The sequence below is a fragment of the Sphingopyxis sp. genome (genome assembly GCF_035998965.1).
Classification (GTDB): domain Bacteria; phylum Pseudomonadota; class Alphaproteobacteria; order Sphingomonadales; family Sphingomonadaceae; genus Sphingopyxis.
In genome coordinates this window covers 1-22,884 of record NZ_DASYHE010000004.1, presented here as the reverse complement: position 1 = coordinate 22,884, position 22,884 = coordinate 1, and the positions used below count along the sequence as shown (strand labels likewise).

Genomic DNA, 22,884 nt, shown 5'->3' with positions numbered 1-22,884 from the left:
ATTTTGATCGTCCCGTCCCCAATAGAGCCCGTCATCCGTAGCTACCCCGGTCCAGACACGACCCTGACGGATCGCCCCTGCCGCTTCCGGGGAAAGGTTCAGAGCCGGGATGTCGACCAGCCCTGCCTCGAGCGGCAGAATGACTTCTGATTGCGCGGCGCCTTGGCCGAATGCATTGAGTTTGTCCAGCGAAATCGCCTGTTCCAGATCGAACGGCCCGGCCTTGGTACGGCGCAGCATGGTGACATGGCCGACGGTGCCGACGGCATGCGCGATGTCGCGCGCGAGCGAGCGGATATAGGTGCCTTTCGAGACGTGCGCGGTGAGGGTGACGGAGTCGAGCCGCTCCACCCCCTCCTCCATTTCGTCACCCCGGCGAAGGCCGGGGTCTCGCCGGTCCGGTCTTGAGCCGCCGGCGTTGAGATCCCGGCCTTCGCCGGGATGACGGATAGAGAGCGCGTAAATGGTGACCCCCCGCGCCTTCATCTCGACCGCCTCACCCTTGCGCGCCAGATCATAAGCCCGCTGCCCGTCGATCTTGATCGCCGAATAAGCCGGCGGCACCTGCTCGATCGCCCCGGTAAAGCGCGGCAGCACCGCTTCAACCTCAGCCAGCGTCGGCCGTACATCGCTGCTCGCAACAACTTCGCCCTCGGCATCGAGCCCCGACGTTTCGGTACCGAACGCGATCGTGAACGCATAGATCTTGCTCGCATCAAGCATCCGCCCGCACAGCTTCGTCGCCTCACCCAGCGCGATCGGCAGCACCCCCGACGCCAGCGGGTCGAGCGTCCCGCCATGGCCGACCTTCACCTTGCCCAGCCCCGCTTCGCGGCACACGCGCTTGACCGCGCCAACCGCCTGCGTCGAGCCGAGCCCCAAAGGCTTGTCGAGGATGATCCAGCCGTTCATCCCGCGCCGCTATGGCGCGCGGGAGCCGCTGTCAATTTTCGCGCCGCGCGACCGGCGGCGCGCAAACGGCCACAGGAGCATCGCGGCCAAGGCCAGGGCACTGCCATAGAGGAGCCATTGATACGGATCGGGCGTAAACGGATCCCAGAACAGCAGCAGATTGACGGCATGACCGGCCAGCAATGCGGACCACAGCGCACGCGCGGTTCGCCCCCACCGCCGCTGCATCGCGAAACGGTCGAGCAGCGCGGCAAAAACCAACGTCGCCGCCGTACACGCCAGCCACCCGAGCACCATGAAGATCAGGAGTACGCCCATCCGGGCCAGCTATGCGCCGCCGCGCCAATCCCCGGCAAGCGCGCCCAATAACCCGGTACTCCGCGCATAGCCGGTCCAGCTTCTGCGATCGGCGCGCCCCGTCTCGACCAGTTTGACGAGTTTCAGGTCGCCATCGGCAAGATCGAGATACAGCCGGTCAAGCCTTGGTCTGCGCCGCTGCGGCTTCGCGGCGCTTGGCCATGAAATGTCGCCGGCACATCGCGACATAGCGGTCGTTGCCGCCAATTTCGGTCTGCGCGCCCTCGACCACCGCACGGCCAGTCTCGTCAACGCGCAGGTTCATCGTCGCCTTGCGCCCGCATTCGCACACCGCCTTTAGTTCGACGAGCGCATCGGCAAGGCCGAGCAGCGCCGCCGAGCCGGGAAACAGCTCGGCCGAAAAATCGGTGCGCAGGCCATAGCAGAGCACCGGGATGCCACTTTCGTCGGCCAGTCGGGCGAGATCGAGCACCTGCGCGCGCATCAGAAACTGCGCCTCATCGACCAGCACACAGGCGAGCGGGCGCTCGGCATTCTCGGCATTGACCGCGGCCCACAGGTCGCTGTCGGGATCGAATTTATGCGCCTCGGCGATCAGGCCGATACGGCTGGTGACCTGTCCGGCGCCGTACCGATCGTCGAGCGCTGCGGTCCACAGCATGGTTTCCATGCCGCGCTCGCGATAGTTGAAATCCGCCTGCAACAGCGTGGTCGATTTGCCTGCGTTCATGCTGGCATAATAGAAGTAGAGCTTCGCCATCGGCTGGCTATAATCGGCCCGGCCAGAACGACAAGCTGAACCGCAAGGGAGTTTTCATGTCCACATCGCCCGATGCCACCGCCGCGACCGCGACCAGCGGCATATTGGGATGGATCGAACGGGTGGGCAACCGCCTGCCCGACCCTGTCGTCCTGTTCCTGTGGCTGGTCGGCGCGCTGGTGCTGATATCTGTGCTGGCCGCGACCGTCGGCTGGTCGGCGATCCATCCGACCGAAGTCGATCCCGAAACGGGCGCAAAAAAGGTCATCGAGGCGACCAGCCTGCTGAGTCCCGCCAACATCGCCAAATTGTGGGTCGATATGCCCAAGACCTTCACCCATTTCCATCCGCTGGGCTATGTGCTGGTGGTGATGCTGGGCGCGGGGGTTGCCGAACGCACCGGATTGTTCGGAACCGCGATGCGCGCCAGCGTTCGCGGTGCGTCGCCGCGCCTGCTGACGCCGATCGTCGCGCTGGTCGCGATGATGGGCAACCTGGCCGCCGACGCTGCCTATGTTGTCCTGATCCCACTGGCCGCGGTAATTTATCACGCCGCGGGGCGCCATCCCGTCGCGGGCATCGCGGCCTCTTTTGCCGGCGTTTCCGGCGGCTTTTCGGCCAACCTGTTGCCGGGCCAGCTCGACGCATTGCTGTTCGGGATAACGGAGGCTGCGGTCGAGACGGTGTTCGGTGACTTTCAGGCCAATATCGCGGGCAACTGGTATTTCATTGCCGCCATGTTGTTCATTTTTCTGCCGGTGATCTGGTATGTGACCGATCGCATCATCGAACCGCGCCTGGGCACCTATGTCCCTGCCGGGATCGGCACCGACCCGGGCGAGCGCGACCGCCCGCTGGCCGACAACGAACGACGCGGCCTGCGTCACGCGGGCCTTGCGATCCTGTTCGTGATCGGACTCTGGCTGTTCTTCACGCTTGGCCCGGGAACGCCGCTGATCGACGAAGAGGGTACGCCAGAATCGCGACTGACGCCGCTGTACCAGTCGCTGGTCGCGGGCTTTTTCCTGCTCTTCCTTCTGTCCGGCTGGGCCTATGGCCGCGCGACCGGAGTGATCGGCAATCACCGCGATCTGGTCAAGATGATGAGCGATTCGATGGGCGACATGGCCTATTATCTCGTCCTCGCCTTTGCCGCGGCGCATTTCGTCGCGATGTTCGGCTGGTCGAACCTGGGGCTGATCCTGGCAGTGCATGGCGCCGACGGATTGCGCGCCGCCAACCTGCCCGCCCCGGTTTTGCTCGCTGCCATTGTTCTGCTGACCGCAGCGCTCAACCTGTTCATCGGCTCGGCCAGCGCCAAATGGGCGCTGCTGGCGCCGGTGCTCGTGCCGATGCTGATGTTGCTCGGCATCAGCGCCGAAATGACCACGGCGGCGTATCGCGTCGGCGACGGCGCGACGAACATCATCACGCCGCTGATGGTCTATTTCCCGCTGATCCTGATCTTCTGCCAGCGCTGGCAGCCGAATTTCGGTCTTGGCAGCCTCGCCGCAACGATGCTGCCCTATTCGATCGGGCTGCTGGTCAGCGGCATTGTGTTGCTGATGGGCTGGGTCGCGCTCGACCTGCCGCTCGGGCCGGGCGCCAGCGTCTATATCCCCTTGCCAACCACGGCACCCTGACAGTCCGCTCAGGGCGGGGGCGTAGCTTGACTCGCCCCCGCCCCCCTTTCATGCTGGGCGACAGAACAGAAGAACAGGGGGAGCGCGCCATGCGCCTGATGCCGGTGACCGACGCGATGTTTCTCGTCGCCGAAACGCGCGAGACGCCGATGCACGTCGGCGGGGTCAACCTGTACACCCTGCCCGACAAGGTCGACGAGACGGAGTGGCTGAACGCGCAACTCGCGAACCTGCGCCAATCCGAAGGGCTGCGCCGCCCGTTCAGCGAGGTGCTCAAACTCACCCCGCTTGGCCAGTACGGCCCGATCCGTCTGGTCCCCGACAAAGACATCGACATGCATTACCATGTCCGCAGCGCGGCGCTGCCCAAACCCGGCCGCTACCGCGAGATGTTCGAACTCGTCTCGCGCCTCCACGGCACCCTGCTCGACCGCACCCGGCCGATGTGGGAAATCACCCTGATATCGGGCCTGCCCGATCGCCAGATTGCGACCTATTTTAAGATCCACCACGCGCTGATGGACGGTGCATCGTCGATGCACTTCACCAACGCGATGCTCAGCGCCGATCCCAAGGAAAAGCGCAGCTATTCACCAATGTCGGTCGAAGCCTATGAGGCGTATAAGCGCAAATTCCCGGTACCGAAAAAACCGCCAACCCCCAGCCTGACCGACCTGAAAGCCATCGGCAGCTTCCTGAAAGAGCAATGGGGCAACAGCGTCGGGGTGACCAAGGCGCTCAACCAATATGCCGCCGCGATGTTCGGCATGGGCGGCAGCGACCTGACGACGCCATGGGCGGTGCCGCGCACCAGCTTTAACCGCAACATCACCGGCGCCCGCCGCTTCGTCGCGCAAAGCTGGTCGCTCGAACGGGTGCGCGCGATGGGCAAGGCCTATGACGGGACGATCAATGACGCCGTGCTCGGCATGTGCTCAGGGGCGATGCGCAAATATCTGCAATCGCTGAACGAGCTGCCCGACAAGCCGCTGAAAGCGATGGCGCCAGTGTCGATCCGGCCAAAGGATGACATCGACGCGGCCAATTCGGTCGCCGCGGTCACTGCCAACCTCGCTACCCATATCGACGATCCCGTGACACGCATGGCAACGATCCAGGCGTCGATGAACGCCGCCAAGGCGCAGCTGCGCGAAATGACCGCGCAGCAGATCCAGATTTATACCGCGATCACCCAGATGCCGCAGATGCTGACCGCGCTCACCCGCACCGCCGACAAATTCCCGGCGTACAGCGTCACCATCTCGAACGTCCCCGGCCCGCGCGAACAGCTGTACTGGAACGGCGCACGGCTCGACGGCATGTATCCCGCCAGCATCCCGGTCGACGGCATGGCGATGAACATCACCCAGGTGTCGAACAACAAGAATATCGATTTCGGCATCACCGCCTGCCGCCGCAGCGTCCCGCACGTCCAGCGGCTGATCGACTATCTGGAAGATGCACTGGTCGAGCTGGAGGAAGCGGCGGGGATCAAGGGCAGATAGGCGGCCGCGACCGGTACATCTTAGCTTTTTACACCGTCGCCGCTGCCGCCTAAATACCGCCGCTAAAACACGCGAGGGGGATCCCGTCATGCTGGGCAAATTCGACGCACTGGACCGGCTGGTCCAGCTATTGCTGCTGATCGCCGCACTCGGCGCGATCGCCAATGGCGGCTTCATGCTGATCGACCCGCTCGCCTGGTATGTCTTCATCCCGACCGTCATCACCACCGGGCCGCCGAATGCGCATTTCATCCGCGACATCGCCTTGGCCTATGTCGGCTCGGGACTGATCCTGCTCTATGCCGCCGGGCATCCGATCCTGCGCTGGCGCGCCGCGGTCGTCGGCGGCCTGTGGCTGACGCTCCACGGTTTGCTGCATATCTATGAAGTGATCGCGGGCATCTGCGGCCCCGCGACCTTCTGGGCCGACGCGCCGGGGGTGCTCGGCCACCCCCTGCTCGTCATCGTGGCGCTGACCATCCTGTTCGCGCGCCAGCGGATCGCTCCCGCGGGCATCCCCGCACGCCTGTTCGCGCACGCCGCCGACAAGGCGACCGGCGGCAACAGCCCCTATCTGCCCGACCTGATCGCCGCGCCCGGTCGCGCCGCCGAAAAATTCCAGCATTTCATGCCGGTCACCGCGCACCGCCACGCGTCCCCCGCCGATGCCTTCCACGCCGCGCGGATCGGCGCGACGCTCGCCGCCGATTGCGGGCCGTGCGCGCTGATCGCCGCCGAAAGTGCACGCGGCGATGGCGTCGCGCGCGATATCGTCAACCGCCTGCTCGCCAGCGATCCGCCCGCCGACCTGGCCGAAGCCTTTGCCTTCGGGTCCGCGGTGGGCAGCCATGATCCCGCCGCCGACGCGCATGGCGCCCAGATCGAAATGCTCTACGGGCGCACCATACGCTTCGAAATGGCGCTGACCGCCGCAACCTTCACCGCCTATCCGGCGCTCAAGCGCGGCCTGGGCTTCGCCAACAGTTGCGCGCTCCAAAAGCTGGAGGTTTGACAGCGAAAGCGGACCGCGACACAGCGCGCCCATGACCATCTCGATCCGCTCCGCCACCCCCACCGACCTGCCGCTGATCGCGCAGTTCATCCGCGATCTCGCGGACTATGAAAAACTCGCGCACGAGGTTCGCTTTGACGAAGCCAAGCTGGACGAAAAGCTGTTCGGGCCGCGCCCTTATGCCGAGGTCGTGATCGGCGAACTCGACGGCGAGCCGCAGGGATTCGCGCTCTTCTTCCACAATTTCTCGACCTTCGAGGGACGTCCCGGCATTTATCTTGAAGACCTGTTCGTCCGTCCCGAGGCGCGCGGATCGGGGCTCGGCAAGGCGCTGCTCGCGCATCTCGCCCAGCTGTGCGTTGAACGCGACTGCGCCCGCCTCGAATGGAGCGTCCTCGACTGGAACACCCCCGCGATCGGCTTTTACCAGAACCTCGGTGCCAAGCTGATGGACGAATGGACCGTCATGCGCGTGGATGGCGACGCGCTGACCGGGCTGGCCGAAACCGCCTGACCGGCACCGGGCAGCGCCTACCCCCTCTGCCCATTTGCCACGACCGACCGGTCATGCTCTCCTGCGCCCGGGCCGCACCGGGCTCGCATGTTTGCGAGCGAGTCGTTCCTCCTCAACGGAGGCCGACGACAACAGGGGAAAGACCATGCACAGCAAGTTGTATGCCGCTTCGGCGGCCCTTTTCGTGATGGCAATGGCGCCGCTTGCCAGCGCCCAGATGCCGACCTGGTCGGCCGAACAGACCGAAGCGTGGAAAGTCGTCCAGCAGAGCTGGGTTGACGACGTCGCGCAGAACGGCAAATGGCCCGCCAACTATGCCGACCCGCAGATGGTCGTATGGTCGGCCGAATTCGCTGCGCCGCGCGGCAAGGATTCGGCGGTGCGCTGGACCAAGTTCCAGAATACGCAGGGCAAGGTCATACAATATGAGCTGAGCCCGCAGTCGATCTCACTCAGCGGCGACACCGCAGTCGTCACCTACGCGCTGACCATCGTCAGCCAGCGCGGCACCGAAAAGCCCGACTGGGGCAAGGAAGCGATCGTCGAAACGCTGGTGCGCACCACCACCGGCTGGAAATTCCTGTCCTCGACGAGCTTCGCGCTCGGAAAGTAAGGGGCGTCGCGGCGGTCGGCGCCTACCGCCTCCGCTTGCCGGAACGGCCCTAACGGCTCGCGCGGGGCCGCCGCCGTTCCATCGGCCAGCTTGGCATATGCGCGTCGGACAGCCTTTTGGCTTCGTCCGGCGCGATGCCAAGTTCGCTTAGCACACGCACGAGCGCCTCGGCGGGCGCGACGGCGATGTCGGGCTGCACCCCGTCGCCCTCCCAATCCTTGCCGGTGACCGGATCATAGGTCCGGCCTACCGGGATGAAGGCGCGATACCCCCCGCCCAGCTCTTCGCCGCGGCCGAAATGATTGGCGCCCGCGGTCGGCGCGCCGACCAGCGTCCCGCGGCGCGTATGTTTCATCGCTAGCGCGAAATGCTCGGCCGCCGACGCGCTGGCGCCCGACGTCAGCACATAGACTTTCGCGTCGCGCAGCCGCACGTCGGTGTTCGGCGTCGCCCAATGCTCGCGCGTCACCATGCCAGCGTCGCCCTCGGCCGGCCGCATCGACGGCAGCCCGGCAATCGGCGACCCCCCGCGCGCATCGACCGACGCGCGCGTCGCCATCGTCACCAGCCGCGTTTCCTTGTCGAACAGCCACGGAAAGATGACATCCATCTGGTCGAGCCCGCCGCCATTGTGGGTCCGAATATCAAAGATGATCGCCTTGGCATCGGCGTGATCGGCCATGAACTTCGCGGCCTGCGCGGTCACATCGGCATCCATCGGAAAGACATTGAAGCGCACGAAGGCGATCCCCGGCGCGATCCACCCCGCCTGCTCGACGGGCACCTTCGGTGGGCGCGGCGTCGATGCTGCCGCGCCCGTGATGACGCCAGCAGGCGCGGCCGCTTCCGGCACGCGCAACCGCAAATGTCCGTCGGGCGACACCGCATTCACGTCCCGATCGATCGCCTGCCCCAACGCCTCGCCGGTCAGGCTGGCATAGCGTCCCGCCGCAATAGCCGCGCGTAACGCGGCGGCGTAACGCTTGCCGGTTTCGGGATAGACATAGTCGCTCTCAAGCAAAGCCGCATAGGCTTCGGCAACCTTGTCGGCGCTCACCTCGTCCGCCGCCAGCGCCGGCGACGACGCCATCATCGGCGCGGCTATCGTTCCGGCGGTGAGCAGCAGCGCAGGCAAAATATAGGAAGCGCGAATCATCTTGGTCTCCAATCCAACTCCGGTTGGACCCAAGTGTATCACATCAACAATACAGATCAACTACATTTGTAGTCGTTAGCCTTCAGCGTTTGCGCGCGAACCAGACCAGAAAGATGCCGACAACCGCCAGCACGACGCCGTTGCGCGTCCACGTCGTGTCGCCCAGCATGAAGCTGCTCGCCGGCCAGCGCACGATGTCGAGCCCTTGCAGCGCCCACAGCCCGCCAACCAGGATCATCGCGACCCCGACGATCGCGAGAACGCCCTTCAATGCACCCATGATGATCTCCCCCTATTGGCGCTGCAATCCGATCAGCGGTCGCAGCCAGCCGATGCTGCGCCCGATCCAATAGAAAAGCCAGCATCCCGTCACTGTCGCCGCGAGCAGGATCAGGAAGGATGGCAGCGCGGCGACATTGGCCCGCAGCAGATACCAGCCGACAACAACGATGATCGTCTGGTGGATGATGTAGAATGGGAACACCGCCTCCGCGAGCATCGCGCGTTTGGGATGGTCGCGGTTCCACCAGCGGTCGGCGATGCCGAGCAACGCCACGATCGTCATCCAGCCGTTGACCAGCCGCGCCAGATGATAGGGCGGAAACACCCAATCGGGCGCGACCATGTTGCCCGGCCAGGTCCACTCGATCCACGCAACCGGTACGAACGCGAGCAGCGCGAGCAGCAGCGCAACCTTCCAATATCGTGCGACCGTCTCGAACAGAGCCGGTCGCACGCGAAGCAGCCAGCCGACGAAGAAAGGCACCAGATAATGAAGATGCGACGGCCCGTCGTCGAACAGCGCATGCGTCTCGTCATGCGTCGGAAACAGGACATAGATCAGCACCCACAATACCAGCGGCGCAACGAGCATTCGCCACCCGCGCAGCGCCCCCGCAGCGATGCTCGTGAATTTCATACGCGCTGGCTCCGGGATCAGCGCGAGCAGCAATGCCGCAAACATCGTATAAACCCACAGATACACGACGAACCACAGGTGTTGCCATGTCGGCAGGATGATCCCGTCGAGCGCGCCGAAACGGAAATAGTCGCGGGTCCAGAAATGGAGGAAACCGTGGGAATAGCCGTGCTGGCCGACAAGTTCGATCCACGGCTGCGGGGGAATGATGAAAATGATCCCGAAAGCGAGCGGGACCAGCAACCGCGCACTGCGCGACCGCGCGAACGCACCGCTGCCGCCCAGTTTCGCAAACAGCGCCGCGCTTGCGTAACCCGACACAAGGAACAGCAACGCCAGCCGCCAGCCGTTCGTCGCGAGCATCGGAATGGTGACCCAATCAAGCGGCTCGGCGATTTTGACGTGCCAGCCCCACGGCACGAAATACATGCCGATATGATAGAGGATCAGCAGCGCAAACGCGCCGATCCGCAACCAGTCCATGCCGTAGTGGCGCGTGGAATTCACTGCAAATCCCCCTCTACCGTTTGCCCCTGAGCTTGTCGAAGGGCCGTCTTTTTCTTCTGGCGACGCTAGAAGAAAGATCGGTGCTTCGACAAGCTCAGCACAAACGGATTTGGGACAGGTTATCTAAGCACCCGCCACGCCAACTCCGCAAACTCGCACAGCAAAGGCCGCGAGTCGCACGGGTCGATGATATCCTCGACCCCGAATTTCTCCGCCGTTCGGAATGGCGAACGCACGCGGTTGAGCCTTTCGCGGATCGCCTCCAGATGCGCCGCCGGATCCTCCGCCGTCTCCAGCTCGCTCTTGTACGCCACCTCGACCCCGCCCTCGATCGGCAGGCTGCCCCAGTCGCCCGACGGCCACGCAAAGCGATACTGGAAGCGTTCGGCGTTCGACATCGCGCTACCCGCGATCCCATAAGCGCGGCGGATCACCACCGACGCCAGCGGCACCGTCGCGCGGTAGATCGCGTTCATCGCCTGCACCCCGTAACGGATTGTCCCCGTCCGTTCGGCTTCGCCGCCGATCATGAAGCCGGGGTTGTCAACCAGATGGACGATCGGCAGGTGGAACTGGTCGGCCAGCTTGACGAAGCGCTCGGCCTTCTCGCTCGTCTTCGCATCCCACGACCCGCCAAGGTAAGACGGATCGCTCGCGAGTACCGCGACCGGATAGCCGTCGAGCCGCGCGAACGCCGTGATCACCGCCCGCCCCCACCGCGCGCCCATCTCAAAGAAACTGTCACGGTCGAAAACGGCGTCGCAAACGCGGCGCATCGCATAAACCTGCTTCGCCTCGCGCGGCACCGCCGACAACAGGCTCTCCTCGCGCCGGTCGACCGGATCATTGCATTCGGTCCGCGGCGCGCGATCATGGATCGATGAAGGCAGGTAAGACAAAAACCGCCGCGCCGCCGCGAACGCCTCGGCCTCGCTCGCGACTTCGTCGTCGACCACGCCGTTGCGCGTATGCACGTCTGTGCCGCCCAATTCCTCGCGGTCCAGCGTATCGCCGATCGCCGCCGCGACCGCCGGTCCCGCCGCGAACAGCTGCGACAGCCCGCGCACCATGATGCTGTAGTGGCTCGCCACCACCCGCGCCGCGCCCAGCCCCGCGGTCGGCCCCAGCGCCAATGCCACCACCGGCACCGTGTCGAGGTTGGCGATGATCTCATGCCACCCCGGCACATGCGGAATATAGGTATAGCCCATATCCTCCAGCGTCTTGACCGACCCGCCCCCGCCGGTGCCGTCGATCATGCGGATCAGCGGCAGGCGATATTCATGCGCCATCGCTTCGCACTGCACAAACTTGCGGTGCAGCGCCGCATCGGCCGCGCCGCCGCGCACGGTGAAATCGTCGGCCGACGCGACCACCGGCCGCCCGTCGATATTGGCGCGCCCGAAAATGAAATTGCTCGCCGCCAGATCTTCCAGCTCGCCATCCGGCCCATAGGTGCCGCGCCCCGCAATTTTGCCGATCTCGCGAAAACTGCCTTCATCGACGATGCCGGCAAGCCGCGCCCGCGCGTCCATCTTGCCGCGGCTGTGCTGGCGCGCGACCTTTTCCGCGCCGCCCATCTTCTCAGCCATCGCGCGGCGTTGGCCGAGTTCGTCGATCTCTTTTTTCCAGCTCATGCAGCAAAGGCTATCTGACGTTGACGGAAACGTCATGCAAAACCTTGCCCACCTCTACCCCGCTGCTATCGTTATCCGATGACCCGCAAATTCGCCTTCGCTTTCGCCGCGCCCCTGCTTTTGATGACGCCCGCGCTGGCCGCTGACGGCACAGCCCCGCGTACCCTCCCTGGCGTCGAAGATGCTTACAAGAGCGACGCTTTCATCGCCGATCCGATGCCCGCAATCGACGCCGCGCTGACAAGGGCAAAGCAGTCGCGCAAACCCGTCCTGCTCGTCATGGGAACCGGCGGCTGCCACGACAGCGCGTGGTTCGCCAACCTCCTTGCCACCGACCGCTTCGCCCCTGTCCGGGGCCGCTACGAGATCGTCTATGCCGACATCGGGATGCCGCATGTGCGCGGATGGGGCCGCAATCCCGAGGTGCCAGAACGCTTCGGCTTCAAAAAGATCAAAGGCACACCCACCGTCGCGATCCTTGATATCGACGGCACCGTCCTCAACCGCAAAACCGCGCCCAAGTGGCGCAACGCCGCCAGCCGCAGCGACGACGATATCTATAACGAACTGATGCAATAGGGAGAGACACATGGCCGAGATGAACCTGGCAGGGCGCGTCGCGCTCGTCACCGGCGCCTCGCGCGGGATTGGGCGCGGGATCGCGATCGGGCTCGCCGAAGCAGGCGCTGACGTCGCGGTCAATTATACCCGCGGCGAGCAGGAAGCCGCCGAAACCGTCGCCGCGATCGAAGCGCTCGGTCGCAAGGCAAAAGCCTATCAGGCGTCGGTCACCGACGAAGCCGCCTGCGCCGCGATGGTCGCCGCGGTCGAAGCCGACTTTGGCCCGATGTCGATCCTCGTCAACAATGCGGGCATCGCCAGCCGCGGCCGGGCAGTCGCCGACACCAGCCCCGAAGAAGTCGACAAGCTCTTCGCCGTCCACGCCGGTGGCCCCCACCGCCTGTCGCGCCTCGCACTGCCGCAACTGCGCACCCACAAACGCAGCGACATCATCGTCATTTCCAGCATCGCGACCTACACCCACTCGCCCAACGGCGCGCCCTACACCATGGCAAAGGCGGCTGGCGAAGCGCTGGCCTATGCGCTGGCCAAGGAAGAGCTGGCGAACGGCGTCCGCGTCAACATCGTCGCCCCCGCGCTGACCGTCAGCGACATGGGCGAAAAACTGTCGCGCGCGATAACCGGTCAGGATGACATCCAGCATCTCGCCGCAAAAATGCCCTTCGGCCGCGTCGCGGTCCCTGCCGATGTGGCGGGGGCGGTGGTGTGGTTTGTCAGCGACGCGAATTCATATTGCTCGGGACAGAAACTCAACATCGACGGCGCAGGACAGGCGACGTTTCGGTGATATTCCCCCCGTCATTGCGAGGAGCCGAAGGCGACGCGGCAATCCAGAGCAGGTTTAGGCCGCTGTGGATTGCTTCGCTTCGCTCGCAATGACGATTAACCTGAGCAAGCGCTTCCTGTAGGCGCTGGCCATGCGCCCCGATTCGCCCTCTCCCGTCATCCCGTTCCTGATCGCGTGCGCGGGCATTGCGACCTTTTCGGCGATGGATGTGCTGATGAAGGGGCTGTCGATCGACATCGGTGCGTATAACGCCGTGCTGTGGCGCACCGGCGCCGGGACGATCCTCAGCGGCGCGATCTATTTTGCCTCGCGCCCCGCGATGCCCGACCGCGCCACGCTGCGCATCCACGCCGTCCGCTCGCTGTTCGTCGCGGGCATGGCGGTCAGCTTTTTCTGGGCGCTGGCGCGGCTGCCGATGGCGGAGGCGATCGCGATCGCCTTCATCGCCCCGCTCGCGACGCTCTACATGGCGGCAATCTTCCTTGGCGAGAAAATAGGACCGCGCTCGATCATCGCGTCCTTGCTCGGCATCGCGGGCGTGATCGTCATCGTCGCGGGCAAACTCGGCCGCGGCGACTATGCGCCCGAAGCCCTGTGGGCCGTCGGCGCGGTCGTCGGTTCGGCGCTGCTCTACGCCTATAATCTCATCCTCGCGCGGCGGCAGGCGAAGATGGCCGAACCGATGGAGATCGCCTTTTTCCAGAACGGCTTCGTCGCGCTGATCCTCGCGGTGGGCGCGCCGTGGTTTCTTGCGGTTCCCGGCAGCGAACAGGCGATCCCGCTCGTCGGCGCCGCTTTCCTCGCTGTAACGTCGCTGCTCTTGCTGAGCTGGGCCTATGCCCGCGCCGAGGCGCAAATCCTGGCGACCACCGAATATAGCGGTTTCCTGTGGGCCATCTTGTTCGGCTGGATGTTCTTCGACGAAGCGGTGACCTGGCCGACGATCATCGGCGCGGTGCTGATCGTCGTCGGCTGCCTGATTGTGGCGCGCAAGACCCCGCAGCTCGATCCGATTGAGCCGGCGGCGGCTTAACCCCCTCCCCTCCCGCTTGCGGTACGGGCAGCGAGACTTACGAGCTTTGCTCGCTAGTCGCAGCGGAGTGGGCATTGCCGCATCGCCGCTGACCCACCCCCGACCCTTCCCGCAAGCGGGAGGGGAGAAGCTAGACCGCCGCCCGCGCAAGCCGATCGTTGATCGCCGCGCCCAGCCCCTCGGCAGGGATCGTCGCAACCGCAATCTTCGCCTTCCCGCTTGCGGCCCCGGCGTGCAGCGCATCGAACAGGCGCGCCGCCGCTTCGGTCAAAACGCCCGTTTCGCTCAGGTTGTAATCGCCCGCGATCAGGCCAAATCCGATCCCAAACTCATCTTCTGCAAAATCCACCGCGCCCAATCGCACCGGCTTGCCCGGCGCATAATGGCTCGCCAGCATGCCCGGCGCGACGATCTCCGAACCCTTCACCCCGGATACCGGCAAGCCGCTCGCCTTCGCCAGCATCGCCGCCGTCACCGGTCCGGGCCGCAGCACCTCGACCGCACCCCCCTTCATCCGCGCAATCGTCGATTCCACGCCCGCTGCACAGGGGCCATCGTCGATCACGAGCGCAATTCGCCCCTCAAGCGTTGCCAGCACATGGCTTGCCTTGGTCGGGCTCACGCCCCCGCTCGCATTCGCACTCGGTGCGGCTAGCGGCGCGCCGGTCGCCGCCAGCAAAGCCTGCATCGCGCGATGCCCCGGCACCCGCACCGCGATCGTGTCCAGCCCCGCGGTCGCAATGCTGGCCACCGGGCAATCGTCACGGCGCGGCACCACCAAAGTCAGCGGCCCCGGCCAGAAGCGCGCCGCCAAGGCGCGATCAACCGCACCGAACACCCCCAGCCGCTCGGCCGCCGCCAGATTGGCGACATGTACGATCAGCGGGTTGAAATCAGGCCGCCCCTTCGCCGCATAGATGCGCGCCACCGCGTCGGCGTTGCGCGCATCGGCGGCGAGGCCGTACACCGTCTCGGTCGGCACCGCGACCGGTCGGCCATCGGCGACCAGCGCCGCGGCGCGCGCTATCGCATCCGTGTTAAACGGCCGCACATCGGTCGCTATGTTCTCGTTCGTTTGACCCGTCGCCATGCCGCGCTATAGCCGCGCCGAGCATAGAATCGCCAGCAAAAGCGGGGACGAGATGACCTATACGCCGCCGACCACCGAACAACTCTTCGTTCTCGACCATATCGCGCGCATCGACGCGATGGCGGCGCATGAGAAATTCGCCGCCGCGACCCCCGACATGGTCGAGGCGATCGTCAACGGTATCGGCGAATTTGCCGCCGAGGTTTACGCTCCGCTCAATCGCGTCGGCGACGTCCAGAACCCCAAGTGGGAAGACGGCAAGGTCACCATGCCCCCGGGCTTCAAGGAAGCCTATCAGGCGTTCGTCGACGCTGGCTGGGGCAGCATCGACGGCCCCACCGAATATGGCGGGCAAGGCCTGCCCTTCACGCTGGCAACCGTGATCATCGAGGCGCTTGGCACCGCCGACATGGGCTTTACCCTGTGCAACATCCTGACCCCGGGCGCGATCCATGCGTTGATGGCCTATGGCACCGAGGAACAGCGCCAGACCTGGCTGCCCAAGCTGGTGTCGGGCGCGTGGAACGGCACGATGAACCTGACCGAGCCCGCCGCGGGCAGCGACGTTGGCGCGCTGCGTTCGACCGCGGAGCTGGTCACCGAGGGTGAACATGCGGGACTCTACAAGATCAGAGGGCAAAAGATCTACATCACCTTCGGTGAGCATGACCTCACCGACAATATCGTCCACCTTGTCCTCGCACGCACCCCCGGCGCGCCCGAAGGGACGCGCGGCATCTCGCTGTTCCTCGTCCCCAAATACCGCCTCGACGCGGAGGGCAAGCCCGCCCACTCGAACGGCGTTCGCTGCGCGTCGATCGAGCATAAGCTGGGTATCCATGGTTCGCCGACCGCGGTGATGATCTATGGCGAAGACGAGGATTGCCTTGGCGAGATCGTCGGCGCCGAAATGGGCGGGATGCGCGCGATGTTCGTGATGATGAACGCGGCGCGCCTGCTCGTCGGCTGTCAGGGCGTCCAGATCGCCGAACGTGCGACACAGCAGGCGCAGCGCTTCGCTGCCGAGCGCGTCCAGTCGGCGCTGGCCGGCGGCACCGACCGCACCCCCGTCACCATCGACCAGCACCCCGATGTGCGCCGGATGCTGTGGCGGATGCGCGCCCAGACCGAAGCGGCGCGCGCGCTGACCTATTACGCCGCCGCGCAGACCGATTTTGGCAAATTGGGCGACGAAGCCGCCGCGATGCGCGCCGAAATCCTGATTCCGCTGGTCAAGGCGCACGCGACCGACATCGGCTGCGAAGTCGCCAGCCTCGGCATCCAAGTCCATGGCGGCATGGGCTTCATCGAGGAAACCGGCGCCGCGCAGCATTATCGCGACGCGCGCATCGCTCCGATCTACGAAGGCACCAACGGTATTCAGGCCGCCGATCTGGTCGGACGCAAGCTCGGCATGGCCGGCGGCGACCTCGTCCGCGGTTTGATCGATGACATCGCGCACGGCGCCGCGGATTTCCCCGAGCTCCAGCAGCTCGCCGACGCCTGCCGCGCGGTCACCGACTGGATGGTCGGAGCCAGCACCGGCGACCGCCTTGCGGGCAGCTATCCCTACCTGACCATGCTGGCCACCGCGACCTGCGGCTGGTTGATGGCGCTTGAGCATCGGGCGGCAAAGGCCGCGCTGGACAACGACAGCAGCGACCGCGCGTTCCTGGAGGCCAAGATCGCCTCGACCCGCTTTTACCTGGAGCAAATCGTCCCCGCCGCGACCGGCCTCGCGCCATCGGCACTGGCGGGTGACGCGGCGCTCGCCCCGCTACCGAAATTTGCCTGAAACCGGGGGATATAAGCGGCTTTTCAGCCCTTCGGGAGCAGCAAGATTTTGTTCATGATTAACGCGATGATAACCATCGGGCACTAGGCACGACCAGCAATTGCTGGAGACGTGCGTGCCCATTCCGGTCAAAAATCTGATCATCAGTTGGCGCACGATCGCTCTCGCATTGCTGCTGAGCGTGGCGGCGGGGCTTTCGTCGATCACCGAACCGGTCGACCGCATCCTTGAAAGCGCTGTGGGCCGCGTCGCGTGGCGACCCGTGTCAGGCGACACCGTTGTCGTCGGCCTTGATGACAAGACTTTGCAGGCCGTTGAAAACAAGGACTTCGACGTCTCGCATCACGCGCAACTCGTCAGCGCGGTTGGCGCGTCACCGGCCAAGCGGCTTTTTGTCGATTTTTCCTATGAGCGCCGCCTTCAAGATCGCGACTTTCCCCTGTTGGTGGATGCTGTCCGGAAAATGGGCGACCGGATCGTGCTTGCGGTGCCGGGAAGCAGCACCCAGGGAACCACCGCTGTGGTCGATTATTGGCCTGATCCCGCGTTCGGGGATCGCGCACAACAAGCCTGCATCTGCTGGGAGTATGAGTTTTGGCAAGTTTGGAAAGTGCCACTTGCGGTCACGGCAAGCGGCCGACTGCTGCCCAGTTTTGCCGCCAAGCTCGCCGATCGGCAACCCGATCGACCCGACGTTTTCGCGCTCGACCTGTCCTATGACGCGGGCACGATCAAAGAATATAGCGCGATCGACGTAATGACAGGCAAGCTCGATCCCGAGCTTTTGCGCGGAAAAGATGTTATCTTTGCGTTTACCGCCGCAGCGTCACCCGACAAACATTATTTGCCCGGTCATGACAAGCTGCCCGGTGCCTATATTCACCTGATCGCGGGAGAGGCGCTGAAGCGCGGCCAACCGACGAATATCGGCTGGCTACCGGCGCTGGCGATCACTGCGATCTTGCTGTTGGGCGCGCTGACTTGGCAGGGTGGGCGCTGGTATTCGCGCGTGGCGCTGGGCACGACCTTGCTGCTGATCGCCGCAAAGATCATTCTGGGTCTCAGCCTGGTGGCAACCCAGATCGGGGGCGCCTGCTTCCTGATCGCTGCGGTTAGCGCCAATGTATCGCGAACCCGCCGTCGCCGCTCGGCCCAGCGCGAAAATCCCGTCTCGGGCCTCCCCAACTTCGAAGCGCTGCGATCGCAGACGCCGTTTGGCAGTGCGACGGTCGTTGCCGCCAAGGTTGTCAATTTCGAAGATCTTGCCGCTTTCATCCCGGGTGACGGGATTGGAAAGCTGATCGAACAGGTCACGCGCCGCCTGCTGCTTGCGTCACAGGGTACGGCGCTTCATCACGACCTCGACGGCACGTTCGCTTGGCTGGTCCCCTATTATCAGCACAGCCAGATCGAGGGACAGCTTGCCGGGCTTGCCGCGCTGTTCAACGCGCCGCTGACGATCGGCGAGCTGCGCGTCGATGTTGCAATTGCTTTTGGGGTGAATGACGAGTTCGAGGGATCGAACGCCCAGCGTCTTGCCGCAGCGCTCGTCGCTGCAGAACGCGCGATCCGTACCCGGGCGCTGTGGACAAAATATGTCCCGCGGCAAAAGGACGATGCCGGCTGGCAACTCTCCTTCCACTCGCAGCTGGAGGACGCGCTGACCGGCGGCGACATCTGGGTCGCATTCCAGCCGCAATATGCCATCGCGACGGGCAAGCTGGTCGGGGTCGAGGCGCTGGCGCGCTGGACGCACCCGACGCGCGGCCCGATCCCGCCCGACGAGTTCATCGTCCAGGCCGAAAAAAGCCAGGACATTTATCGCCTGACGCTGTTCGTGATGGATCAGGCGATCCGCTCGGCAGCGCAGTTGCATGAGCGCGGCCACCGGATCAACATGTCGGTCAATCTGTCGGCGACGCTGCTCGATCACAGCGATCTGGTCGGCACGATCCGTGTCATGCTCACCGCGCATCATCTGCCGCCCGAAGTCCTGACCATCGAGATCACTGAAACCGCGCAGATCGAAAACAGCCGCCAGGCGCGCCAGACCCTCGCGCAATTGCGCCGCACCGGCATCCGGCTGTCGATCGACGATTATGGCACGGGCCAGTCAAACCTCGAATATCTCACCGAAATCGAGGCCGACGAAATCAAGATCGACAAGCGGTTCGTGATGACGATGCGCGATTCGCAGCGGAACCTTGAAGTGGTGAAATCGACCATTGATCTAGCACATCGGCTGGGCGCGGTTGCGGTCGCCGAAGGCATTGAAGATGCCGAAACCATGGCCCTGTTGGGCCAGCTCGGCTGCGACGTTGGCCAGGGCTATCATCTTGGCAAGCCGCAATTATTTTCCGAACTCGCCGCGACCCTGTCGGCCCCGCCGCAAAACCGCACCGCATAACTGCCAGATTGGCTGTAATGCTATGGTTAAGACTCGATTTACCTTACCAAAGATGGTATATGCTCCGTTAACTGTTCTTCGTGGGCAGTGCCGACAGGAGATATTTTATGGGTTGGTTTTGGAGATTTCTGGGTGGCGGCGGCTCCGGCAACGGTGGCGCATCGGCCTAACCTGGATGCAAATTCAGGGAGAGGGCTCCGGCATTGCCGGGGCCCTTTCTTTTTGCCCGCGGCCCGCGCGACCGCTTGACACATGTGGTGACCGGCCAGCCTTTGGCGCCAAGCGCCATTTCAGCGGTCCTGCTCTGCAATAAAAAATCCATTTAAATCGCGATTACACTCATATTTGCGCAAACCCGCGGAAAGGCTGGCGCGCGCCCCCGCGACCGGGCATCACGAGCGACGAGACGAATCAAAATATCGACGAACCGAGTCCCTAAATCGTCATTTACTGTCTTGCATCGCGGCGCCGACGTGGCACTATAGATGGTGGGTCGGCCGAGGGGGCACCCCAAGAATTAGTGGTTAGCCAAAAATGGCGGTTTTCCGTCGCCCATCGCATATGGGCTCGGGAAACTGCTTCGTGCGGCCAAAAATATGTGCCCCCGCAGATCGAATAGATGCTAGGCTGGGGCTTCGTCCCGAGTCGAACAAGACAGGAACATATGCGCTGCGGCGCATGGGCAATCGGGGACGGATATGATGGATTTTCGCGAGACAGAACGGGTGGAGACGAGCGACGTGGCGACGGTGGAATTGACGAAGAACGAAGCGCCTCCAGCGACCGAATCGGTCCCCGAAGCGGTCCCGACCGCCAAGCTTAACGACAGCAGCGAGGCGAAGGTCCACGCGCGCCGATTCGACATCGTCACCGATCGCAGCCGCGATGCGCTGCTCACCGACTTCGGCAAGGAAACGCTCGAGGACCGCTACCTGCTCCCCGGCGAATCGTACCAAGATCTCTTCGCGCGCGTCGCGTCGGCCTATGCCGATGATCAGGATCACGCGCAGCGCCTCTATGACTATATCAGCCGCCTGTGGTTCATGCCCGCCACCCCCGTGCTGTCGAACGGCGGCACCGGCCGCGGCCTGCCGATCAGCTGTTACCTCAACTCGGTCCCCGACAGCCTGGAGGGCATTGTCGAGACCTGGAACGAGAATGTCTGGCTCGCCAGCCGCGGCGGCGGCATCGGCACCTATTGGGGCAGCGTCCGCGGCATCGGCGAACCCGTCGGCCTCAACGGCAAGACCAGCGGCATCATCCCCTTCGTCCGCGTCATGGACTCGCTCACCCTCGCGATCTCGCAGGGCAGCCTCCGCCGCGGCTCTGCCGCCTGCTACCTCGACATCAGCCACCCGGAGATCGAGGAGTTCCTCGAAATCCGCAAACCGTCGGGCGACTTCAACCGCAAGGCGCTGAACCTCCATCACGGCGTGCTGATCACCGACGAGTTCATGGAAGCGGTGCGCGACGGCCAGGAATTCAACCTCCGCAGCCCCAAGGACCAGAGCGTCCGGGGCACCGTCGATGCGCGCAGCCTGTTCCAGAAGCTCGTCGAAACCCGCCTCGCGACGGGCGAGCCCTACATCATCTTCATCGACCAGGTGAACCGCATGATGCCCAAGCATCACCGCGATCTGGGCCTAAAGGTCACCACCTCGAACCTGTGCAGCGAAATCACGCTCCCGACGGGCCGCGACCATCTCGGCAACGATCGCACCGCGGTCTGCTGCCTCTCGTCGCTCAACCTCGAAACCTGGGACGAGTGGAACGGCGACAAGATGTTCATCGAGGATGTCATGCGCATGCTCGATAACGTCCTGCAGGACTATATCGACCGCGCCCCGCCCGAAATGGCACGCGCCAAATATAGCGCCAGCCGCGAACGCTCGGTCGGCCTTGGCGTCATGGGCTTCCACAGCTTCCTCCAGGCGCGCGGCCTGCCCTTCGAGGGCGCGATGGCGAAATCGTCGAACCTGCGCGTCTTCAAACATATCCGCGCGCAGGTCGATCAGGCGTCGATGCTGCTCGCCAAGGAACGCGGCCCCTGCCCCGACGCCGCCGATCAGGGGGTGATGGAGCGCTTCAGCTGCAAGATGGCGATCGCGCCCACCGCGTCGATTTCGATCATCTGCGGCGGCACCAGCGCGTGCATCGAGCCGATCCCGGCGAACATCTACACGCACAAGACGCTCTCGGGCAGCTTCTCGATCCGCAACCCGCATCTGGAAGCGCTCCTCGTCGACAAGGCGAAGAACAGCGACAATATCTGGAACTCGATCCTCGAACGCGGCGGCAGCGTCCAGCACCTCGACTTCCTGACCCAGGACGAAAAGGACTGCTTCAAGACCAGCTTCGAGATCGACCAGCGCTGGCTGCTCGAACTCTCGGCCGATCGCACCCCGTACATCGATCAGGCGCAGTCGCTGAACCTGTTCATCCCGGCGGACGTCGAGAAATGGGACCTGCTGATGCTCCACTACCGCGCGTGGGAACTCGGCATCAAATCGCTCTATTATCTCCGCTCGAAATCGGTGCAGCGCGCCGGCTTCGCGGGCGGGGTCGAGGCCGACAACACCGCCGAGGCGCCGGTTTATGAATTGCAGACCACCGATTACGATGAATGCCTGGCTTGTCAGTGAATAGAACCCCTCTCCCCTTGTGGGAGAGGGAGGGGCCCGTCGCCGCGTGAGCGGCGATGGGAGGGTGAGGGAGCGAGGCAAACGTGCCGACCTCCCTTGGTGGACGACCGAACGAGCGCGCCAGCTCCGCCGTAACTCCACCGATGCCGAGAAGCGCATGTGGCGCGCCTTGCGGGAGACTTTCCCTCTCGCAAAGTTCCGCCGCCAGCAAGCTCTCGGACCCTATTTCGCCGATTTCGCATCGCACGCCGCGCGGCTGGTGATCGAGATCGACGGAGGACAGCATGGCGACGCGGTCGCCTATGACGAAGCGCGATCCCGCTTCATCACGGGCGAAGGTTATCGGGTAATCCGGTTTTGGAATGATGACGTGATGACGAATATCGAGGGAGTGCTGGCGCAGATTGACGCCGCTCTCACCCCCTCACCCTCCCAAGGCTGACGCCTTGGGCCCCTCCCTCTCCCACAAGGGGAGAGGGAAAATTGGACCGAATTTGCGACTGGAGTTTGAGATGCCCCTTCTAGAAGCCCGCAACACCTACAAGCCCTTCGAATACCCCTGGGCGTTCGATTTCTGGAAGCGCCAGCAGCAGATCCACTGGGTGCCCGAGGAAGTGCCGCTGGGCGAGGATTGCCGCGACTGGGCGCAAAAGATCAGCGACCATGAACGCAACCTGCTCACCCAGATTTTCCGCTTCTTCACCCAGGCCGATATCGAGGTGCAGGATTGCTACCACGACAAATATGGCCGCGTGTTCAAGCCGACCGAAATCAAGATGATGCTGACCGCGTTCAGCAACATGGAAACCGTGCATATCGCGGCGTACAGCCACCTGCTCGACACCATCGGCATGCCCGAAAGCGAATATGGCATGTTCCTCGAATATGACGAGATGCGCGCCAAGCATGACTATATGCAGCAGTTCGGCGTCGACAATGACGAGGATATCGCGCGCACCCTCGCGATGTTCGGCGGCTTTACCGAAGGCTTGCAGCTCTTCGCCAGCTTCGCGATGCTGATGAACTTCCCGCGCTTCAACAAGATGAAGGGC

21 protein-coding genes are annotated in these 22,884 nt (G+C 64.2%); 13 read left to right on the top strand and 8 right to left on the bottom strand.

All coding sequences use genetic code 11. From position 1 onward, the window contains the following. The 3 genes from truB to VGN68_RS00275 form a co-directional block, all read right to left on the bottom strand. Nucleotides 1-912: tRNA pseudouridine(55) synthase TruB (gene truB / locus VGN68_RS00285; protein ID WP_327472729.1), on the bottom strand; the 912-nt coding region annotated here is incomplete at its 3' end. A 9-nt stretch (nucleotides 913-921) separates the two neighbouring features. After that, nucleotides 922-1,230: a hypothetical protein gene (locus VGN68_RS00280; protein ID WP_327472727.1), complete on the bottom strand. Its 309-nt coding sequence runs from the start codon at nucleotides 1,228-1,230 to the stop codon at nucleotides 922-924. A 157-nt stretch (nucleotides 1,231-1,387) separates the two neighbouring features. Next, the gene (locus VGN68_RS00275; protein ID WP_327472726.1) at nucleotides 1,388-1,990 is read right to left on the bottom strand and encodes a thymidine kinase; all 603 of its coding nucleotides are present in this window, start codon (nucleotides 1,988-1,990) and stop codon (nucleotides 1,388-1,390) included. A gap of 56 nt (nucleotides 1,991-2,046) precedes the next feature. Between VGN68_RS00275 and VGN68_RS00270 the strand changes: the two genes are divergently transcribed. The 5 genes from VGN68_RS00270 to VGN68_RS00250 all read left to right on the top strand — a co-directional run bounded on the left by VGN68_RS00270 (nucleotide 2,047) and on the right by VGN68_RS00250 (nucleotide 7,277). Further along, the gene (locus tag VGN68_RS00270; protein ID WP_327472725.1) at nucleotides 2,047-3,633 is read left to right on the top strand and encodes an AbgT family transporter; all 1,587 of its coding nucleotides are present in this window, start codon (nucleotides 2,047-2,049) and stop codon (nucleotides 3,631-3,633) included. 89 nt (nucleotides 3,634-3,722) lie between these two features. Further along, nucleotides 3,723-5,138, top strand: a complete 1,416-nt coding sequence (locus VGN68_RS00265; RefSeq protein ID WP_327472724.1) for a wax ester/triacylglycerol synthase family O-acyltransferase — start codon at nucleotides 3,723-3,725, stop codon at nucleotides 5,136-5,138. A gap of 88 nt (nucleotides 5,139-5,226) precedes the next feature. Further along, nucleotides 5,227-6,150, top strand: coding sequence for a hypothetical protein (locus VGN68_RS00260; RefSeq protein ID WP_327472723.1), 924 nt, complete (start codon nucleotides 5,227-5,229; stop codon nucleotides 6,148-6,150). 31 nt (nucleotides 6,151-6,181) lie between these two features. Beyond that, entirely contained in the window at nucleotides 6,182-6,664 is a 483-nt protein-coding gene (locus tag VGN68_RS00255) for a GNAT family N-acetyltransferase (RefSeq protein WP_327472721.1), read from the top strand. A 145-nt stretch (nucleotides 6,665-6,809) separates the two neighbouring features. Then, nucleotides 6,810-7,277, top strand: coding sequence for a nuclear transport factor 2 family protein (locus tag VGN68_RS00250; protein WP_327472719.1), 468 nt, complete (start codon nucleotides 6,810-6,812; stop codon nucleotides 7,275-7,277). Nucleotides 7,278-7,326: 49 nt separating this feature from the next. On the opposite strand, the gene VGN68_RS00245 is transcribed toward VGN68_RS00250, so the two are convergent. From VGN68_RS00245 to VGN68_RS00230, 4 genes are all read right to left on the bottom strand, one after another. Further along, nucleotides 7,327-8,433, bottom strand: a complete 1,107-nt coding sequence (locus VGN68_RS00245) for a S41 family peptidase (protein WP_327472717.1) — start codon at nucleotides 8,431-8,433, stop codon at nucleotides 7,327-7,329. Between the two features lie 82 nt (nucleotides 8,434-8,515). Further along, nucleotides 8,516-8,713, bottom strand: coding sequence for a hypothetical protein (locus VGN68_RS00240; RefSeq protein WP_088440462.1), 198 nt, complete (start codon nucleotides 8,711-8,713; stop codon nucleotides 8,516-8,518). Nucleotides 8,714-8,725: 12 nt separating this feature from the next. Then, nucleotides 8,726-9,859: an acyltransferase family protein gene (locus VGN68_RS00235; protein WP_327472713.1), complete on the bottom strand. Its 1,134-nt coding sequence runs from the start codon at nucleotides 9,857-9,859 to the stop codon at nucleotides 8,726-8,728. 119 nt (nucleotides 9,860-9,978) lie between these two features. Then, nucleotides 9,979-11,496, bottom strand: coding sequence for an acyl-CoA carboxylase subunit beta (locus VGN68_RS00230; protein ID WP_327472711.1), 1,518 nt, complete (start codon nucleotides 11,494-11,496; stop codon nucleotides 9,979-9,981). Between the two features lie 78 nt (nucleotides 11,497-11,574). Between VGN68_RS00230 and VGN68_RS00225 the strand changes: the two genes are divergently transcribed. From VGN68_RS00225 to VGN68_RS00215, 3 genes are all read left to right on the top strand, one after another. Further along, a complete protein-coding gene (locus tag VGN68_RS00225) occupies nucleotides 11,575-12,075 on the top strand; it encodes a thioredoxin family protein (RefSeq protein ID WP_327472709.1) in 501 nt (166 codons plus the stop codon). A gap of 10 nt (nucleotides 12,076-12,085) precedes the next feature. Further along, nucleotides 12,086-12,865 carry an SDR family NAD(P)-dependent oxidoreductase gene (locus VGN68_RS00220; RefSeq protein WP_327472707.1) on the top strand — a complete coding sequence of 260 codons (780 nt, stop codon included), beginning with the start codon at nucleotides 12,086-12,088 and terminating at the stop codon, nucleotides 12,863-12,865. Nucleotides 12,866-12,995: 130 nt separating this feature from the next. Next, nucleotides 12,996-13,898, top strand: a complete 903-nt coding sequence (locus tag VGN68_RS00215; protein WP_327472704.1) for a DMT family transporter — start codon at nucleotides 12,996-12,998, stop codon at nucleotides 13,896-13,898. Between the two features lie 130 nt (nucleotides 13,899-14,028). Here VGN68_RS00215 and VGN68_RS00210 read toward each other — a convergent pair whose 3' ends face one another. Then, the gene (locus VGN68_RS00210) at nucleotides 14,029-14,988 is read right to left on the bottom strand and encodes an L-threonylcarbamoyladenylate synthase (RefSeq protein ID WP_327472702.1); all 960 of its coding nucleotides are present in this window, start codon (nucleotides 14,986-14,988) and stop codon (nucleotides 14,029-14,031) included. Nucleotides 14,989-15,040: 52 nt separating this feature from the next. On the opposite strand from VGN68_RS00210, the gene VGN68_RS00205 reads away from it, so the two are divergent. The 5 genes from VGN68_RS00205 to VGN68_RS00185 form a co-directional block, all read left to right on the top strand. Next, complete coding sequence (locus tag VGN68_RS00205; protein WP_327472700.1) at nucleotides 15,041-16,783, top strand: acyl-CoA dehydrogenase; 1,743 nt, start codon at nucleotides 15,041-15,043, stop codon at nucleotides 16,781-16,783. A 115-nt stretch (nucleotides 16,784-16,898) separates the two neighbouring features. Then, entirely contained in the window at nucleotides 16,899-19,190 is a 2,292-nt protein-coding gene (locus tag VGN68_RS00200; protein WP_327472698.1) for an EAL domain-containing protein, read from the top strand. Nucleotides 19,191-19,891: 701 nt separating this feature from the next. Further along, nucleotides 19,892-21,832, top strand: a complete 1,941-nt coding sequence (locus VGN68_RS00195) for a ribonucleoside-diphosphate reductase subunit alpha (RefSeq protein ID WP_327472731.1) — start codon at nucleotides 19,892-19,894, stop codon at nucleotides 21,830-21,832. Nucleotides 21,833-21,989: 157 nt separating this feature from the next. Next, nucleotides 21,990-22,274 carry an endonuclease domain-containing protein gene (locus VGN68_RS00190; RefSeq protein WP_327472696.1) on the top strand — a complete coding sequence of 95 codons (285 nt, stop codon included), beginning with the start codon at nucleotides 21,990-21,992 and terminating at the stop codon, nucleotides 22,272-22,274. A 70-nt stretch (nucleotides 22,275-22,344) separates the two neighbouring features. Further along, nucleotides 22,345-22,884 (top strand): ribonucleotide-diphosphate reductase subunit beta (locus VGN68_RS00185; protein WP_327472694.1); only part of this gene is annotated, 540 nt, incomplete at its 3' end.

Coding starts and splice junctions, on each gene's coding strand:
- VGN68_RS00280 (WP_327472727.1), bottom strand. CDS start 1,230: ATGGGCGTACTCCTGATCTTCATGGTGCTCGGGTGGCTGGCGTGTACG.
- VGN68_RS00275 (WP_327472726.1), bottom strand. CDS start 1,990: ATGGCGAAGCTCTACTTCTATTATGCCAGCATGAACGCAGGCAAATCG.
- VGN68_RS00270 (WP_327472725.1), top strand. CDS start 2,047: ATGTCCACATCGCCCGATGCCACCGCCGCGACCGCGACCAGCGGCATA.
- VGN68_RS00265 (WP_327472724.1), top strand. CDS start 3,723: ATGCGCCTGATGCCGGTGACCGACGCGATGTTTCTCGTCGCCGAAACG.
- VGN68_RS00260 (WP_327472723.1), top strand. CDS start 5,227: ATGCTGGGCAAATTCGACGCACTGGACCGGCTGGTCCAGCTATTGCTG.
- VGN68_RS00255 (WP_327472721.1), top strand. CDS start 6,182: ATGACCATCTCGATCCGCTCCGCCACCCCCACCGACCTGCCGCTGATC.
- VGN68_RS00250 (WP_327472719.1), top strand. CDS start 6,810: ATGCACAGCAAGTTGTATGCCGCTTCGGCGGCCCTTTTCGTGATGGCA.
- VGN68_RS00245 (WP_327472717.1), bottom strand. CDS start 8,433: ATGATTCGCGCTTCCTATATTTTGCCTGCGCTGCTGCTCACCGCCGGA.
- VGN68_RS00240 (WP_088440462.1), bottom strand. CDS start 8,713: ATGGGTGCATTGAAGGGCGTTCTCGCGATCGTCGGGGTCGCGATGATC.
- VGN68_RS00230 (WP_327472711.1), bottom strand. CDS start 11,496: ATGAGCTGGAAAAAAGAGATCGACGAACTCGGCCAACGCCGCGCGATG.
- VGN68_RS00225 (WP_327472709.1), top strand. CDS start 11,575: ATGACCCGCAAATTCGCCTTCGCTTTCGCCGCGCCCCTGCTTTTGATG.
- VGN68_RS00220 (WP_327472707.1), top strand. CDS start 12,086: ATGGCCGAGATGAACCTGGCAGGGCGCGTCGCGCTCGTCACCGGCGCC.
- VGN68_RS00215 (WP_327472704.1), top strand. CDS start 12,996: ATGCGCCCCGATTCGCCCTCTCCCGTCATCCCGTTCCTGATCGCGTGC.
- VGN68_RS00210 (WP_327472702.1), bottom strand. CDS start 14,988: ATGGCGACGGGTCAAACGAACGAGAACATAGCGACCGATGTGCGGCCG.
- VGN68_RS00205 (WP_327472700.1), top strand. CDS start 15,041: ATGACCTATACGCCGCCGACCACCGAACAACTCTTCGTTCTCGACCAT.
- VGN68_RS00195 (WP_327472731.1), top strand. CDS start 19,892: ATGGATTTTCGCGAGACAGAACGGGTGGAGACGAGCGACGTGGCGACG.
- VGN68_RS00190 (WP_327472696.1), top strand. CDS start 21,990: ATGTGGCGCGCCTTGCGGGAGACTTTCCCTCTCGCAAAGTTCCGCCGC.